At 36.0% G+C, this 15,634-nt stretch carries 17 protein-coding genes and 1 pseudogene; 7 read left to right on the forward strand and 11 right to left on the reverse strand.

Annotation, left to right across the window (positions count from 1 at the left end):
- The first annotated feature begins 85 nt into the window (after positions 1–85).
- The 3 genes from RRV45_RS15325 (at position 86) to RRV45_RS15335 (ending at position 2,269) form a co-directional block, all read left to right on the forward strand.
- Complete coding sequence (locus tag RRV45_RS15325; protein WP_315665567.1) at positions 86–409, forward strand: helix-turn-helix domain-containing protein; 324 nt, start codon at positions 86–88, stop codon at positions 407–409.
- Between the two features lie 208 nt (positions 410–617).
- The gene (locus tag RRV45_RS15330) at positions 618–770 is read left to right on the forward strand and encodes a hypothetical protein (protein ID WP_315665568.1); all 153 of its coding nucleotides are present in this window, start codon (positions 618–620) and stop codon (positions 768–770) included.
- A 44-nt stretch (positions 771–814) separates the two neighbouring features.
- Complete coding sequence (locus tag RRV45_RS15335) at positions 815–2,269, forward strand: recombinase family protein (protein ID WP_315665569.1); 1,455 nt, start codon at positions 815–817, stop codon at positions 2,267–2,269.
- Here the strand turns inward: RRV45_RS15335 and comGA are convergent.
- Positions 2,265–2,999, reverse strand: a pseudogene (gene comGA, locus RRV45_RS15340) (competence type IV pilus ATPase ComGA); the annotation flags it as partial. The gene RRV45_RS15335 and the pseudogene comGA sit on opposite strands and share 5 nt — an antisense overlap.
- Before the next feature lie 285 nt (positions 3,000–3,284).
- Here comGA and RRV45_RS15345 point away from each other — a divergent pair.
- Both RRV45_RS15345 and RRV45_RS15350 read left to right on the forward strand, forming a co-directional pair.
- Positions 3,285–3,986, forward strand: a complete 702-nt coding sequence (locus tag RRV45_RS15345; protein ID WP_315665570.1) for a helix-turn-helix transcriptional regulator — start codon at positions 3,285–3,287, stop codon at positions 3,984–3,986.
- Between the two features lie 156 nt (positions 3,987–4,142).
- Positions 4,143–4,388 (forward strand): DUF2626 domain-containing protein, encoded by a 246-nt coding sequence (locus tag RRV45_RS15350; protein ID WP_066293532.1) that lies wholly within the window; start codon positions 4,143–4,145, stop codon positions 4,386–4,388.
- Positions 4,389–4,432: 44 nt separating this feature from the next.
- Here the strand turns inward: RRV45_RS15350 and RRV45_RS15355 are convergent, their stop codons facing one another.
- Positions 4,433–5,497, reverse strand: a complete 1,065-nt coding sequence (locus RRV45_RS15355) for a class I SAM-dependent methyltransferase (RefSeq protein WP_315665571.1) — start codon at positions 5,495–5,497, stop codon at positions 4,433–4,435.
- 174 nt (positions 5,498–5,671) lie between these two features.
- A complete protein-coding gene (locus tag RRV45_RS15360) occupies positions 5,672–6,307 on the reverse strand; it encodes an MBL fold metallo-hydrolase (RefSeq protein ID WP_315665572.1) in 636 nt (211 codons plus the stop codon).
- 110 nt (positions 6,308–6,417) lie between these two features.
- Between RRV45_RS15360 and RRV45_RS15365 the strand changes: the two genes are divergently transcribed.
- On the forward strand, positions 6,418–6,903 hold the full coding sequence (locus RRV45_RS15365; RefSeq protein ID WP_315665573.1) for a hypothetical protein: 486 nt from the start codon (positions 6,418–6,420) through the stop codon (positions 6,901–6,903).
- Between the two features lie 114 nt (positions 6,904–7,017).
- A complete protein-coding gene (locus RRV45_RS15370) occupies positions 7,018–7,191 on the forward strand; it encodes a DUF2759 domain-containing protein (protein ID WP_221846527.1) in 174 nt (57 codons plus the stop codon).
- Positions 7,192–7,239: 48 nt separating this feature from the next.
- Here the strand turns inward: RRV45_RS15370 and RRV45_RS15375 are convergent, their stop codons facing one another.
- The 8 genes from RRV45_RS15375 to RRV45_RS15410 form a co-directional block, all read right to left on the reverse strand.
- Complete coding sequence (locus RRV45_RS15375; RefSeq protein WP_315665574.1) at positions 7,240–8,382, reverse strand: YqgU-like beta propeller domain-containing protein; 1,143 nt, start codon at positions 8,380–8,382, stop codon at positions 7,240–7,242.
- Positions 8,383–8,506: 124 nt separating this feature from the next.
- Positions 8,507–9,694 carry a M14 family metallopeptidase gene (locus tag RRV45_RS15380; RefSeq protein WP_315665575.1) on the reverse strand — a complete coding sequence of 396 codons (1,188 nt, stop codon included), beginning with the start codon at positions 9,692–9,694 and terminating at the stop codon, positions 8,507–8,509.
- 98 nt (positions 9,695–9,792) lie between these two features.
- Positions 9,793–11,694 carry an LTA synthase family protein gene (locus RRV45_RS15385; protein WP_315665576.1) on the reverse strand — a complete coding sequence of 634 codons (1,902 nt, stop codon included), beginning with the start codon at positions 11,692–11,694 and terminating at the stop codon, positions 9,793–9,795.
- Between the two features lie 375 nt (positions 11,695–12,069).
- A complete protein-coding gene (locus RRV45_RS15390) occupies positions 12,070–12,270 on the reverse strand; it encodes a YqgQ family protein (protein WP_315665577.1) in 201 nt (66 codons plus the stop codon).
- Between the two features lie 34 nt (positions 12,271–12,304).
- Positions 12,305–13,849 (reverse strand): rhomboid family intramembrane serine protease, encoded by a 1,545-nt coding sequence (locus RRV45_RS15395; RefSeq protein ID WP_315665578.1) that lies wholly within the window; start codon positions 13,847–13,849, stop codon positions 12,305–12,307.
- Positions 13,850–13,992: 143 nt separating this feature from the next.
- Positions 13,993–14,190 (reverse strand): hypothetical protein, encoded by a 198-nt coding sequence (locus RRV45_RS15400; protein WP_315665579.1) that lies wholly within the window; start codon positions 14,188–14,190, stop codon positions 13,993–13,995.
- 63 nt (positions 14,191–14,253) lie between these two features.
- Positions 14,254–15,033 carry a DUF92 domain-containing protein gene (locus tag RRV45_RS15405; protein WP_315665580.1) on the reverse strand — a complete coding sequence of 260 codons (780 nt, stop codon included), beginning with the start codon at positions 15,031–15,033 and terminating at the stop codon, positions 14,254–14,256.
- Positions 15,026–15,595, reverse strand: a complete 570-nt coding sequence (locus RRV45_RS15410; RefSeq protein ID WP_315665581.1) for a 5-formyltetrahydrofolate cyclo-ligase — start codon at positions 15,593–15,595, stop codon at positions 15,026–15,028. The genes RRV45_RS15405 and RRV45_RS15410 overlap by 8 nt, the downstream gene beginning before the upstream one ends.
- Positions 15,596–15,634 lie beyond the last annotated feature (39 nt).

The following is a 15,634-nucleotide window of genomic DNA, read 5'->3' on the forward strand; positions in this document are numbered from 1 at the left end:
ACAATAAGATGTGGTCGTTCTAGTTTAAATTTACATAGATAAAACAAGGCAGTTTAATGTACTCTTAGGGGAAGGGGGGAGCTCAATGAATAAATACGGTAATAGAGTAAGGGAACTTAGAGAAAAGCATAACGACACCCTCAATGATCTGGCGCAAAAATTAAATATGACATTTAGCTCTTTAGGAAAGTACGAAAGAGGAGAACGGAAAATCACCCCAGACTTTTTGGAACAAGTAGCAAAAGTGTATGATGTTCCTTTTTCATATTTTTTTGGTGTAGAATCCGAACCACCAAAAGAATTAAAAGAGATTGGCGCAGATTGGGTTGCGTTCGCCAAGGATATGAAAGAAAAAGAAATCACTCCTGATGAAATAAAAGCGATATTGAATATTATGAAAAAGATTTAACGGAATGTTCACAATTAATTAAACAATATTTCGACAACAAACGACACTAATATAAATATAAGAAGAAACACGAATCCATATCCGTAAATTATTTAAATTGTCGAAAAGGGGAAATTTAATCTTTTTGGAATACACCTTACAATATAGTCAATTACAGTATATAATTAGTAAAAAACAAGAACATGCGTTCTGTAAGGAGTGTCGTTTCTTGAAAGTAATGACTTGTTTAGAGTTGGCAGCAGGGAAATCAGTAAAAATAGGCGATTTTCTAATAATTGGCGTTAAAAAACCAACAGAAAATTGCACGATCAATCAATCCGAACAATTATTATTAAGTAGCGACAACAAAAAGGTAATATAAAAAGAGAGCGTGCCTATGCTCTCTTTTTCAATTTGGAGGTAGTAATGAAAGTTGCAGCATATATTCGAGTATCAACACACATGCAAGTGGAAGACGGTTATTCATTGTCAGCCCAAAAAGAACGATTAAAAGCCTTCGCTTTCTCGCAGGGGTGGGAAATTGTTCAATATTATGTGGATGAAGGAATTTCGGCCAAGGATATGGAACGACCAGAACTTCAACGAATGTTAAAAGGAGTTCGTGAAGGGTTATTCGATATTGTTCTTGTTTACAAATTGGACAGGCTCACTCGATCAGTTATTGACCTGGACAAGTTATTAAAAGAGTTCGCTAATCATAACGTCATGTTTAAAAGCTCTACAGAGGTGTATGACACGACTACAGCGACCGGTAGACTATTTATCCGTTTAGTTGCTTCTATGGCGCAATGGGAGCGTGAGAATCTTGGAGAACGAGTTAGAATGGGGATGCTCCAAAAAGCCGAGGAAGGAAAATGGGTTCTCAATATGGCTCCGTTCGGTTATGACAGGGACGGGACCGATTCACTAAAAATAAACACTGCTGAATCTTTAGTGGTGAAAGAGATTTATTCTTTATATAGTAAAGGTTTAGGTATGCACAAGATAGCTAGAAAATTAAATGAAAAAGGTGTTTATACTAAAAAGAATAAGCCGTGGAGTCAAGTGACAATTAATTACGTATTAACCAACCCAACCTATAAAGGCACTATGCGTTACAATTATCGAATGAATAGCGAGCAATATTTTGAAGTGGAGGATGCGGTGCCGGCCATCATTTCAGAAAACGATTTCGAATTAGTTCAAAAAATAATAAAAAGCAGACAAGAATTTCATCCGCGCCAAGCAACTTCGAAACATATCTTTAGCAAAGTTTTGAAGTGTGCAAGATGCGGAAAAACGTTAATCGGGAAAAGTAGCCAAACCAAACGAGGGGATAAGAAATATTATTCTTATAACTATTATTGTCCTACTCGTCAAAGAGGACTATGTGACCTTCCTTTGATTAATCAGAATCACTTAGAAAAAAAGTTTTTACAGTTATTTGATAATCTAAATATCGAAGATGTAGCAAGAGGTGTACGTGAACAAAAAAGCAAAGAAAGTGAAGTAGATCATCAAGCGATCATTAAGGATTACCAAAAAGAATTAGAGGAAATTGAAGAAAGGCGTAAACAATGGCAGTATGCTTGGGTAAAAAAAATGATAAAAGATACAGATTTCACCAAGAGAATGAAAGAAGAAGAAGAAAAAGAAAAAATGATTCTCAAGGAATTAGAAAAACTAACACCTCAAGAATCATCTACACCTATTGATAATATAATTGAATCTTGGTCAAATGTAAAATTAAATTGGGAAAACTTGACCGTTGAGGAAAAGAAGCAGTTTGTGGCTATTGGGATTGACCGGATTGTTATTGACCGGATCAACATGAATAAATCACCGGATGCATATGTATTCAAAGATGTTATTTTCATTTAACATCTTTGTATGTTCCTATTGTAATGACTGAGTGTCCCGTCAGAGCTGCTCGCACAGCAATTTTTGCCGTTTCCGCATCTCTTATTTCCCCAACCATAATAATGTCTGGGTCATGCCTTAAGATAGCCTTTAATCCAGCAGCATAAGAAACACCCGCCTTTTCATTCACTTGTACTTGGAGAACCATATCATGTTCTTTTTCAATTGGGTCTTCTAGCGTAATAACATTGCGATTAAACATGTGAGAGGTTTCGTTCAAAAGGGAATAAAGAGTAGTGGTCTTACCTGATCCGGTCGGCCCTGTGAATATGATTAAGCCGTGGGCATGTTTGAGTAAGGCAAGCATTTTACGGGTCATGGCTGGAAATAAGGAAATTTGAAAAAAAGGGATCTGCTCTTGCTGAGGAAGGATTCGAATAACAAGGCTTTCGTTGTGGCTGGATGGCAGAGTGGAGAATCGCAAGCCAATTACTTTTCCATCAATAACGTATGAGTAGGCTCCGCTTTGTGGACGTCTTTTTTCGCCAATATCCATCGATGCGGTGAATTTAAAATGGGAGATCAGTCTGTCGCATTCTTCTTTAGGGAGATAGAGTCTTGGTACAAGTTTATTTGCGAGGCGCCATTGAATGAGTGTATCTTGTCTGCGGGGGACAATATGAATGTCTGAGGCTTGATTACGAACTGCATCCTTAATAACTTTTTCTGCTAATTTTTCAATCATGTTCAACTGAACATCACACCACCTTATAAAATTTAGAATTGTCACTAAAGACTATATTCGACCTTATTATATATTTTCCTTTAATTTTTGACAAACTTTTCGCATGAATAAAATAAAATTTCTTACACTAATAGATATACCTCAATTCCCAAAGACCATTTTTACCCATAAATTGCGGCCAAGAAAAAGTCATGGATATTTGTGAACATTTTATAAACTTATAGTGAATACAGTGTTAACTCTAAAAAACTGTATTATAATGGGATCAATATAGTTCTGAGGTGAGCTTACGTGGAACAAACTTTAAAAATTACAAATGTTTTATCAGATCCAACACGTTATTATATTTATCAATACATTACGCAAAGGCATAAGGAAGTAACTGTCCAGGAAATTGCAGATAATTTTAATATTCATCCAAACGTAGCCAGGCTCCATCTTTCAAAGCTAGAGGATGTAAATATGCTTGCTTCTGAGACGCAAAAAACAGGAAAAGGCGGGCGGCCAAGCAGACTTTATCGTTTATCAGATGATGTAATTCAGCTTCATTTTCCGTATCGAGATTATCAGCTTCTATCAAAGATTGCTATGCAATCATTGCTTTCGCTTGGTGAAGCAGCTAAACAGGCATTATATGATACAGGCAAAAGATTTGGACAAGAATTAATCGAGCAAGAAACGAGCCGTCCTGCTCAATTTAATGAATCACTTTCGTTCGAACAAAAATTAAATATTATTAAAAATGCAGCTATCATGTCAGGCTTCCATCCTGAGTTTGAGGCCAATGAAGAAGAATCAAAAATATATTTTCAGATCTTCAACTGCCCATTTAAAGAAGTAGCAGAAGACTTTTCCGAGTCCGTTTGCAATATGCATGCTGAGTTCCTTAAGGGGATGTTTGAAGCATTATTTGATTCTGTAGAATTAGTTGAACGAGCAAATATGCTAAATGGCTGTGAGTCATGTTCTTATCATGCAATTGTTACAAAATAATGAACTGTTAGTTCGAGGGGGTATTGGATGCGTGATCCCGCCGCGCTCCGCCTTCAGCTTCGTTAAACAATATTCATAAAGAGTGGTTTACTTTTAAGTTGGGAATAACTTATAATATGTAATGATGTACTTGTAATGGTAAAAGGAGGGATACATATGGATCGTATGTACAGAGTATTAGGATTCTGGACAGGGATTTTTGCAGTTATGTTCTTCGTAGGCGACATGTATACAACATCTTTAATCTTCTTTGGCCAAACAGGATTTTTCCTGCTATTAAGCTACTTAAAGCTTTCAGAGCGTATGTATATGTATGTTTTTGCCGCATATTTAACAGTGTTCTTTGTTGGCTTCACATACTGGTCAACGTTCATGATGACTCCGGGTGTAAGCGGTCATTAAGAAATATACCTACATAATAAAAAAGCGATGCGTGCATCGCTTTTTTATTTTATCCCTTTTTTCTGCAAAATGACATGAAATGATCCGCTAATTCCTGATGGCATGATGAGGCTTCGGATCGCTCTATTTCTTTTGCTTACTTCTGAAAATGGATCAGGGTCATAATGATTTTGCAAATCATCTAATATGCCTGTTTCTAATAAAAATTCATCCTGTCTCCATTTCTGTTGAAAGGCTAATCCCAATTGATCCCCAATTCTGATAAGAGAATCAAAATGAACATGACTTGTAATATCCATCTCTCCTGGATGCACGAGGACATGATTAAATTGCTGATGCTGATAATATCCTCGAAGACTGCCATCTCTTCTTCCTTGTTCCAGCCACTCTTCGTTCGTATAACCGTAGTCAACAGTGAGAACCAATCCTTTTGAAAGCGCAGTGGCTATGCTGCCGATGATCTCCTCCATTAATAATGGAATTTCAATTCTTTGGTTATTTTTTAATTTCAATCCGCTGCTCTTTATAAAGTTCATTATTTTCTCATTCTCCAATGGTACAGCTATTTCGACAAATTGATCATCGTTTAAGCCAACCATCAGCTCCATTAATTGTCCACTGTGGTTTTCAACAACATGAACAGGAAGAGCATCATACAACTCGTTTGAAAAGATTAAACCCTCAAATGGATTAATTTCGTCTAAACTTTCAATTTGTTTCACGTAGTCGTTAAAGTCAAGCACATCTTGCTGCACCTTGCGATGATACGGACTTGCTTCCAAAATATAATAATGAATCGGGACCGATGAAAGATGGTTCCATTCATCAATAAATGCTTTTGCAAATCGGCCAGTTCCTGCTCCAATTTCACATATTGCAGGAGCAAGCTTCAATTGAGTCATTTGCTTAAAATACCATTTGGCAATGGATCTTCCGTAAATATCTGATATATTGCTTGTTGTAATAAAATCCCCTGTCCGGCCAATTTTCTCTTTATCTCTCATATAATAGCCGAACTCAGGATGATATAGTGCCATTTCGATATAATCCGCATATGTAATCCTTTTTAGTGGATGGTTTAAAATAAACTTTTTTAAAAAACTTATCATATATGCTCCTTTTTTGAGTTAACACTATTGACATGGTGATAACTTTATTATATTGTAGATTAAGTAGCTTAACTATATCCCCTCCCATTATATGAATAGAACATCCCCCAGAAAGCCCTTCTCTTTTGAGAAGGGCTTTCTTATTTAATAGCCACCTTTTCACAATACAAATCTTTAAAAGCCATTTAAAAATGGGTTCGTATCCATTTCTTGCCCGATTGTAGTTGCAGGTCCGTGCCCTGGAAGAACAATCGTTTCTTCTGGCAGTACTAATAATTTATTATGTATGCTATTTAATAACTGCTGATGATTTCCACCAGGCAAGTCGGTTCGCCCTATGCTTCCATAAAACAATGCGTCACCGGCAATGACTAAGCCTGAATCCTTCATATATATGGAGATACTCCCCGGTGAATGTCCTGGAGTCTCATAAATTTGGAAGGTAAAATCCCCAATCGTGATCTCTTGTTCATTATTGATAATGGTATCCGCAGGCTTGCCGCTAATATTCGGTATCATATCATATTTTGAGGAACCATTTAAAGCTGGGTCAAGGAGCCAATCAGCCTCTTTTTCATGAATATATACCGGGATATTGTATTCATCTCTAATATCATCAACTGCTCCAATATGGTCAAAGTGAGCATGGGTAAGAATTATCGCAAGCGGCTTTAAATTCGCTTTCTTAATATGGCTGCTTAACTTTTCACTTTCCTCGCCTGGATCAAATATTAAGCATGTGTTATTATCCTTTGACAATATGTAGCAATTCGTTTGTAATGGACCTAGTGGAAGCTGATTCCATTCCAATATTAACACCTCCAAAAGCTTATGCTAGCCTCTATTCTACACTATCTGGATTGAACAATTAAAGGAAACGGCTTTAAAAATATCCAAGCAATCCTAAAAAGGAGAAGAAAATGAACATAGTTTATGCAGTTGAAGCAAATAGTATTATTGAAGAAGTGCCTGAATTTAAGGCTCTTGTCCTTAGTGACACAAATATTATTGATTTTTTTGAATCAATTTATATATATGAATCAGAAAGTGATGCTGTAGAATCGAAGAATCTATTACTCGAAGCAGAGTTGTTTGAAAATCAATTTGAGCTTATACTGACCAGCCATGGAGTACCTGGAGAAACCTTTACAGATTTTGGATTCATCACAAGCACTCGTACATTTCTCTTAAAAGAAATGGTCTGTGTATTCTCAATATGCGTTGGTGCAAAGGAAGAGATTGAAATGGCACTATTTCAGCTTGAGGAGCACTTGATTTTTAAAACGGTGAATGAAGAGGCTGATATTTTTTTCGTGGAAAAGCACTTAAAAGAATTAGTAAAAGGGATAGCCAATGCTTATGACATAGAAGTGTCATTTTTTGAACTCGACAAACAGAGGAAATAAATATAAAATATAATACGAGTGTAAAAATAGATTACATACAAGTTTTATTAAAAAGTTTTTCTTAATTACGAGGCATTTGCCTGCTGATGATTATTAAAAAGGGGGCTATTTATTATGGGACTAGTTATTATTTTTGCATTGGTTGCTGTCCTTGCAGCTATCGGTACATTAAGTGCGCTTAAGAACAAAAATGTTCTTGGTATCGTTTTCGGTGCTGGCTCATTTGTTGTTTTCGGCGGATTTGCTCTATTAACACTAATTAACAGTGGTTACCCTGCTGTGCATTAATTTTTCAAAAAAAGACTGTCCGTATAAATGGACAGTCTTTTTGATTTCTTAATTGTCCTTAACGAGCGGAATGATTGTTTTTGTTTCTAAATTAATCAGCTTTTCATAATAAAACCCATATAAGCATTTATCTCCGCTTGGAGCACAGCTTAAAGGCTCATTCTTCATGTTATCTATAATCACTTTTTTATCCTCATTGACAAGATTAAATGCAATAAGCTGAAATCCGGTGTCATACATATCCATCTCAGTACTGAAAAGAGGCTGGAATGAAAAAAAGCGATGATTTTGATCAAAGTCAAAGTATGGAACAAGCCAGTCGGCATAACGGGTTAAGTGCGGTACAGAAATGGATGCAAGCTTCTGAAGGTCCTTTGAGAAAAATGTGTATTCTGCTTCATTGCTATTTTCTGGGCTGACCGAAATGGTCATCAATAAATCTTTTATAGCCTTGATATAATATATCTCATTAAACAATGTTTCTTCACTCAGCTCTGTTATTTTTCTTTTGATGAGAGGAGCGAAGAGAGAGAGATCATTTTGACCCCAATTTAAGTAAATAATTTCATCTTTAGCCATCCAGTATAAGAATGGCTCATTATTTTCAATCTCCTCCAATGTCCTATCCTTTATTGATAATAGGTATATTGAATACTCCCAGTCCTCTGTAAATGACGAAATAAGGATTTTGTCCTCATCATAAGGATTCCATTCGAAATTGAATTCAAAGGCACTTATCCGTTTATTCAAGACTTCTTTTCCCTTTGTATCGACAACCGTAATGATTCCTTCATATGAGTTTGGAGCGGAATGAATTAATAGATTATTGCCGGAAGGACTAGCCTTCACCGATGAAACAGGTGCCTCGCTTTCAAAAATCAAATCGGTTTCACCTGTAAAGATATTATAGGTGTAAATATTTGTCCCAAGATCTACATTTGTCATATAAATAATCGTTTCATTATCTAACCAGCCATTTATTGAATTAAATTGACCGTTTTGAATAGGGATGGGGGCTTGGACCTCATTTAACAAAAAAGATGGAGGAATCTCTGTTTTATGTAATGATTTGCTATGCTTTTGGTTTGGCTGTACCCCTATTTCTTTTTGGGGCTGACACCCAATTAATAAAAAGAGGAGGAAAAAACATAAAAAATAAAACAAAATGCCACTGCTTTTAATTTTTTTCAACAAATCCCCCCCTTTTTCCCATACATTGTAATACGGAATATGATTAGAAATGTTTCATATTAGCTGATTTTTATGAATAGGAAAAAGCCGAAAAACGGCTTTTATTTAAATTTCTTCATTCATTTTACATGTATAAGGCTGCTAGGTAAATACCAAGCACTTCTTCAAATATTTCATCAAATTGGGATAAAGGCAAGGGGTTTATTCCCTTTCCGAGCTCAACGGTAAATCCTGGACGGCGGAATTCTTTAATGAACCAATCTTTATAGCCCGCATAGCTTTCAATATATTGAACTGACCTATATCCGCTCACTCTAGCAAACTCTCTCGCCAATACACTTGATTCTGGAGGTTCCATTCCTTCATACCCCCAATAAAATTCCTCGCCTTGTGTATGAAAGGCAAGCACACGGTTAAATTGTCTCGATCTCGTTAATTCGGCCATCGCAATGGCCTCAGGCTCTGTTAATGGGGCTGTACCCGGATAATCTCTCGGGGCTGGGGACTTTTCAGGAGATCTATCCTTTTCAGTTTCCCATTTTGCAGGATATTGATCATTTAAATCAACACCTCGAATATTAGCTTTCCAGCCGCTGAAATCTGTACTGCCCCGATTGATTCCAATAACACGCTCTCTGACGTCCTCAGTAGGTCCATTGATAACTAAATTTACCCCATCCGCATTTACCATAGGAACAATGGAAAGATCCACTGACTCGTATAACGGCATCGTCTGGAGTCCTCTTATCGGTTTTACATTTGTTAAGGATAATAGGAAATGGTTCAATAAAGACATTATTATACCCGATGTTATCCATTCATTCGCATGAAAGGAAGCATTAAAATGCACCTTTTTCCTGCCTCTTCCTAAGCGAATCTCTTGAATCGGCTTCCCAAGTACAGTGTTGCCAATTGTGTTTACCTTTATGAAGGGATAGATTGACTGTAAGCTCTGAATATCTTCTGATAGTGCCTCAAAGTTATAATTCCTTTTCCCATTTGCAACGGGAGTAATCACCCTAGATGGAATTAAAATGGTTTCTCCTGCTTGAAGTTGATTTGGGTTAGTTTTTGGGTTCAATAGAAGTAATGCATCAACGGAAAGATGTCTGGCTTTACTTAGTTTCCAATAGGTATCCCCAATCTTTATTTTATATGATACTGCTTTAAAGCCAGGAATTTGAATTTCCTGGCCTACGTTTAAGGAGTTTGGATTAACCGAAGGATTCGAATCTATTAATAAATTTAGAGGGACCATGAAAAGGCGGCTATAATACCATAGTGTATCTCCAGCACGTACTTTAACTTTCATTTTAACTACCTCCCTTATCCATTCATTTTTATGAATGGATAAGGGAAAAAATGCAGGTGCAGTAAAAAAGCCTGCAATTATTTGCAGACTTTTTCACTTTACTGGGCATCAATATGAACATCATTTTTAAAAACATTAGAACCCATAAACTCTTTATCTTCATAGAATCTCAGCAAGTCACCATAAATGATTTTGTCGGAGTATTCGAGTTCATTTTTTGCTTTTTCTATATATGGTTCACAGGCATTATTGTCGATTGGCTCTCCAGTTTTCTTATCATAGCAAGTTTCGCGAGTGTAAATATAATCTTTTGTTATAAAGCTTCCATCTCGCAGGACAGTAAATTCCAATTTATCCTTTGAGAATACATCTGAACCAAAATCAATATTATTCTTCGTGTTAATGCCTAATAAATGAAGAATTGTTGGTTTGACATCAATTTGACCAGATACAGTGGATAATGTTTTACCCTTCTGCCCAGGAATATGAATGATGAATGGCACTCTTTGGAGCTGTGTACTTACAAAAGGTGTAACTTCTGTTCCTAGAAACTCACCCATTGCTTTATTATGGTTCTCTGAAATACCATAATGGTCTCCATAAATGATGATGATCGAATCATCGTATAAGCCCTCTTCTTTCAGCCTTTCAATAAATAATTTTAAAGCCTCGTCTGTGTACCTAACTGTTGGAAAGTAATTATTAACTGTTTTATTATTTGACGTATACGGTTCAATAAAGCGATCCTCTTCACCTAGTTCGAATGGGAAGTGATTTGTTAACGTAATAAATTTAGCGTAAAAGGGTTTCGGCATTTCCTTTAAATGCTGAATCGATTGTTCAAAGAAATCAATATCCTTCATCCCCCAGCCTACGGAGTTCTCTTCCGTAATTTCATAATCAGGCAGAGAGTAGAAACGGTCATACCCTAATGATTGATACATGATATCTCTGTTCCAGAAGCTCTTATTGTTCGCATGCAAGGATGCAGTGAAATAGCCATTATTGCTTAAAATATCCGGTGTCGCAGTATATTCATTCCCAGAATGTGTAAAGAATACCGCACCACGGCTTAAAGGATAAAGAGAGTTCTCTACGATAAACTCCGAATCGGAAGTCTTGCCTTGGGCAGTTTGGTGATAAAAATTCTCAAAGTAATAGCTATCTTTAATAAATTCATTTAAAAACGGCGTAATTTCCTGTCCGTTTACCTTTTCATTAATAACAAAACTTTGAGTTGATTCCATAGAAATTAAAATGACATTTTTATCCTTTGCAATCCCAAACATTTCATCGTCCGGTTTTTTGTAGTTAGCATGGATATAGTTATCAATATCGACTAACTCGCTGCCATCAGCTAACGCTCTTTGTGCAGATGACTTTGATTGAAGGAACATATCATAAATATGATAATTATATGTCCCGATATTTTTGACAAGCATTTCGCGGTCAAATGTACGGGTGAGCAACTGAGGACGCTCCGTCTCAGAAAGTCCAAGATTAAAAAAAGCAATCGCAGCTGTAATTAAAAAAAACGCTCTCCGGTCCACTTTAGAGAATTCTCTGTAAGAAATAAATGCAGGTTTAAGGACGACAATTAATGCCAAAATAATAAAATCAGCAAAATATAATATATCAGTAAAGCTAAGCAATTCATTTACACTGCTGCCAAGATCACTCATATTGCTTGTTTGAAAAAGGACAGGAATCGTTAAGAAGTCATTAAAGAATCGATAAAAGACTACATTGGCAAATAATACTGCTGAAATGGCAAAACTTGTGAAAAGTATATATCTATTTCGGTTCTTTTCTTTAAGAAATAAGCTAATTCCCAAAATAAAAAGCAAGAAACTCAATGGGTTGATAAATAAAATAAATTCTTGTTTCCAATTTTCTATTTTAATATCGAAGCTAGTTTTGTAGGTAATATACGTTTTTAGCCAAAGCAGTACGATCGCAATTCCAATTAGCGATACCTTTGACCATTTGAAATTCTTCATAGTAAGTGTTACCCTCCCTGTTTTTTTGGAACAGATATGGAATTTTTTTAAAATTTTTTACATTTTTAGGGTGACCATTTAAAACTAAACCTTATCTTAACGCTTTTTTTACAAAAAATCAAATATGGCTTAATCATATTTTTATATAATTATAGATTTCTCTTTACCCAATATATTAGACGTTTTAAACCTCCAAAAGTTTCGTGTTTGTCCTTTTTTATAAAAATGACTAATTTGTCATAGTACTTTGTTTTCATTTAAAGCTGTTAGAAACCAACTCAATACTATGGAAGTCCTAGTGGCCGTATCACTATATAAAAATAAAAAAAGCATTCGCGCAAAAACGAATACTTTTTTCTTAACATTTATAAAGATTTAGCCCTTTTCTTTTAGAAGCTGTATCTCATGTCTTAATAATAAAATTGCCATTTGATAATCTTTCGTCTCCATTAGCTGTGCCTGATAAAGTTCCTTTATTTCAGCTTCCATCAGCTCCAAATCTGCTACCCTATCCCCTATATAAATAAATGTGCCAAACTTCTTCAGGAATTGCTGAATATCATAAATCGTTTTCATTCTTTTCCCTCATATCATTAAAATTTCTTCCAGTTTATTTTACTTGCTCATTTATCTGTTGCAGTAATTTCTGATAATCCTGTTGATCAGGCATTAAATCTACAGCAATCCTTACAAACTTTTGTGCTTCTGTGAAGTTTTCCTCCTGGACATACAGAAGGGCTAAATTATAATAAGCTTCATGAAAATCATTTCTTTTTTCGATAGCTAAGTGCAAATGCTCTTTTGCCTTCGCTATTTCATTTGTTTTTATTTCTGCATAGGAAAGCAGAAAATAAAGCTCTGCTGATGATGAATCATCATTATCATATTTCTGAAGGATGTTCAGAACTTTATCATATTCCTCTGTTTTCATATATTCCTGTGCCATTACTAAAGCAGAATGTTCATTTAATACTCGTCCTGGCTCATTAAAGCCATACTTCAACAACCCTGCTATAGATACAGCTGCAATGATTATAGAAACCGCCTGAATAAGCAGCCTTTTCTTCTTCGGAAAATGAACAATCCCAGTTGCCACAAATCCCCCGATTAATCCGCCAATATGCCCTGCATTATCAATACTTGGCATCGTAAAGCCAAAGACAAGATTGATTCCTAGAATTACGATTATGTTTAAACCCATTGTTCTGAAGAAAAGCTTTGGATATATAACTCCAAAATAAAGCAAGGCTCCAAAACAGCCAAATATCGCGCCACTAGCTCCTGCTGATAAGTTCGGGCTGAAAATAAAGCTTAATAATGAACCGAAAAAACCAGCAAGTAAATAGATAAATAGAAAACGGACATTTCCATAAATTCTTTCTACTGTCGTGCCTAAATAGTATAACGCAAGGGTATTCATTAATAAATGAAGCAGCCCTATGTGAAGAAAAATGGGTGTGAAAAACCGCCACCATTCACCTTCGAGAATAAGCGGATTAAACTTTGCACCATACTCAATAAGTGTAGAGGTATTCGTACTTCCGCCTTTCCATTCCAAGAAAAGAAACATAGCTACTTGAATTATGATAAACAAATATGTAAAAAAAGGCTTACCATATTGAAAAAGGGCCTGTTCCTTCTTATGCCGATTAGAGGCTTCCGATAAAGCTGCAAGCTTCACCTTTTCAATATCGTTCCATGTATACCCTTCACTATTAATTAATATTGGAAGGAGACCTTGAAAAATACTGTTAAGCTTAGTAAAGCTTTCTTCATAATGGGACCGATCGAAAATGATCGAGGTCACCATTGTTTTTTTATTTTCTGCTAGAATAAATGGCTTTTCAATTCTATATTCATAATCATCTACTGGCGGATAAGCGGAGATATATATATTTATGACATTCATTTCACCGCGCATAAGCTGCTTTCGAATTCTTTCTCCATTCAATGCAGTATGCTCAATGTCTTTTTGCATCCAGTTGCTCCAATCTAAATTATACTTGAGCAATCTAATAACCTGAGCCTCTTTGTTCTCCATCTTTTCCAGCCATAATTCATTCTGTTGCTGTGCTAATTGAACAATGCGATAATTCTGTTCTGAAATGAAGTAATGGGCAAGCTTCCAGAACAAATAATCTTCTTGTAGATTCACCGGGACCCCCTACTCTCTTTTTTAAGCTTACTAACATATATATTAATGTAAATAGGACATAACGCCAAAAAACTGAACCACATTTTTACTATAGGCAATTACTCCTGTAAACGCAAAAGAAAAAGACCTCAAAAGGTCTTTTTCTAGTGTGTTTCAGCAGGTCCTGTGGAGAAGACCAATTTCATTAAGCGGTCTTTCACTCCCGGAAGTCCCATAATGGAACTAACGAAAATTCGGCGCAATATAGTGCTTCTAAATAATACATTCATGGCACGGTACCGATTTTGAAAAAGAAAATATCCGCTTACTCCAATCATGATGATCGAAATAATACGTCCCATATTCATCCCTCCTCATTTTAGTTTGAGATGAATATATAAATTTTATCCAATTATGGTTCCAAATTATAAGAGGTAAAGTACACCTAATAATGAAGCTAGAAATCCCGAAGAAAAGTTGACGATATCATTATTCATCATAAAAAGACCTCTTTTGTAAATGGTTCCTTTCCCACAATGGCTCATTGCCTCTACTTCAGCTCCGCATACTTTACACTGAAAGACTACTTGGATAAACGCACCAAACATCGTATCTATTAAATTCCCAAGGAATCCAAATAGGAAAATTATGAAGAGTGCAGCAATTGAAATTGGAAATAAATAATAACAAAGGATCGCCACGGTAAAAGCCCCAAACAGCGCAGCAATGGTACCAAGAACGCTAATAGCGCCCGAGGTACCTGCCTCAACTGCTCTCAACGACCGAATAAAAACAGGTGCCCGTTTACTAAGGGATCCTATTTCAGAAGCCCATGTGTCAGAATTTGCTGCTGCGATTGATATCGCAAAGCCATAAAACCAAATTTCCTGAGGGTAAGTTAAATACAGAATGCTAAAAAGAGCAGCAGTTCCCCCATTTGCAACAACCTGTACCCAATCTCTGCGGGAGCCTTTTTCATGCTTTTGCTCAATTTTCACTTTGTTTCTTCGTTTAAATTTAGACCATAGGCTGGAGCTGGCAAAAAAGAAACCAAGCACGAGCAAGCCTCTAATCCCGAACCCAAGGCCAATAATTAAACCAGCTGCAAACGCAGCTATACTGCCTGATATGGTTAACAATCTAAGATAATATCCGCAAATCGCAGTAGCAGCTATAAACAGAAATAAAAAGCCAGCGTCATTCATTTACACATTTAATCTTTTCGTCCGTAATAATTTTACTGACAGGTATATCATGACCCTCAACTGGAAGTTTTTCCATAATTTGATCCTGAAAGGCAAGTGACAGCGTGTAGCCATTATACTTTGTTAGGAAACGGTCATAATAGCCTCCGCCAAATCCAAGTCGATATCCCTTTTCTGTAAAGGCTAAGCCTGGAACTATAATCAAATCAATGTCATCTGGTGATACTTCATTAGTTTCAGACTCAATAGGCTCTAGTAATCCATAGTAGACTGATTCCAATTGATCAAATCGGCATAAAGTGCGGAATACCATTTCCCTCGTTTTAGGCAGGCATTTCGGAATGACAATCCGTTTTCCCTCTTCCCAAGCTCTTCTAATAATTTGATATGTATCAACCTCTGGCTGCTTTGAAATAGTTATCCCAACAGTCTCAGCTTCCTGCCAATATTTATCCTGATAAAGATGATTAGCAATTTTATAGGAAAGCTGTTCATATAGAGGTTTGTTTATCATTGAAAGTTTCTCCATTATTTCTTTTCGCAGTTTCTTTTTGTCTTCCATTATTACAAAGCCCCCCCCAGTTATGAGTTTATAGCCAAC

This window comes from Bacillus sp. DTU_2020_1000418_1_SI_GHA_SEK_038, from assembly GCF_032341175.1.
Lineage (GTDB): Bacteria > Bacillota > Bacilli > Bacillales > Cytobacillaceae > Cytobacillus.

What these genes read in the sequence shown, in the direction of transcription:
- RRV45_RS15325 (WP_315665567.1), top strand. Translation starts at nt 86, where the DNA reads ATGAATAAATACGGTAATAGAGTAAGGGAACTTAGAGAAAAGCATAAC.
- RRV45_RS15335 (WP_315665569.1), top strand. Translation starts at nt 815, where the DNA reads ATGAAAGTTGCAGCATATATTCGAGTATCAACACACATGCAAGTGGAA.
- RRV45_RS15350 (WP_066293532.1), top strand. Translation starts at nt 4,143, where the DNA reads ATGGATCGTATGTACAGAGTATTAGGATTCTGGACAGGGATTTTTGCA.
- RRV45_RS15355 (WP_315665571.1), bottom strand. Translation starts at nt 5,497, where the DNA reads ATGATAAGTTTTTTAAAAAAGTTTATTTTAAACCATCCACTAAAAAGG.
- RRV45_RS15365 (WP_315665573.1), top strand. Translation starts at nt 6,418, where the DNA reads ATGAACATAGTTTATGCAGTTGAAGCAAATAGTATTATTGAAGAAGTG.
- RRV45_RS15370 (WP_221846527.1), top strand. Translation starts at nt 7,018, where the DNA reads ATGGGACTAGTTATTATTTTTGCATTGGTTGCTGTCCTTGCAGCTATC.
- RRV45_RS15380 (WP_315665575.1), bottom strand. Translation starts at nt 9,694, where the DNA reads ATGAAAGTTAAAGTACGTGCTGGAGATACACTATGGTATTATAGCCGC.
- RRV45_RS15385 (WP_315665576.1), bottom strand. Translation starts at nt 11,694, where the DNA reads ATGAAGAATTTCAAATGGTCAAAGGTATCGCTAATTGGAATTGCGATC.
- RRV45_RS15390 (WP_315665577.1), bottom strand. Translation starts at nt 12,270, where the DNA reads ATGAAAACGATTTATGATATTCAGCAATTCCTGAAGAAGTTTGGCACA.
- RRV45_RS15400 (WP_315665579.1), bottom strand. Translation starts at nt 14,190, where the DNA reads ATGGGACGTATTATTTCGATCATCATGATTGGAGTAAGCGGATATTTT.
- RRV45_RS15405 (WP_315665580.1), bottom strand. Translation starts at nt 15,033, where the DNA reads ATGAATGACGCTGGCTTTTTATTTCTGTTTATAGCTGCTACTGCGATT.
- RRV45_RS15410 (WP_315665581.1), bottom strand. Translation starts at nt 15,595, where the DNA reads ATGGAAGACAAAAAGAAACTGCGAAAAGAAATAATGGAGAAACTTTCA.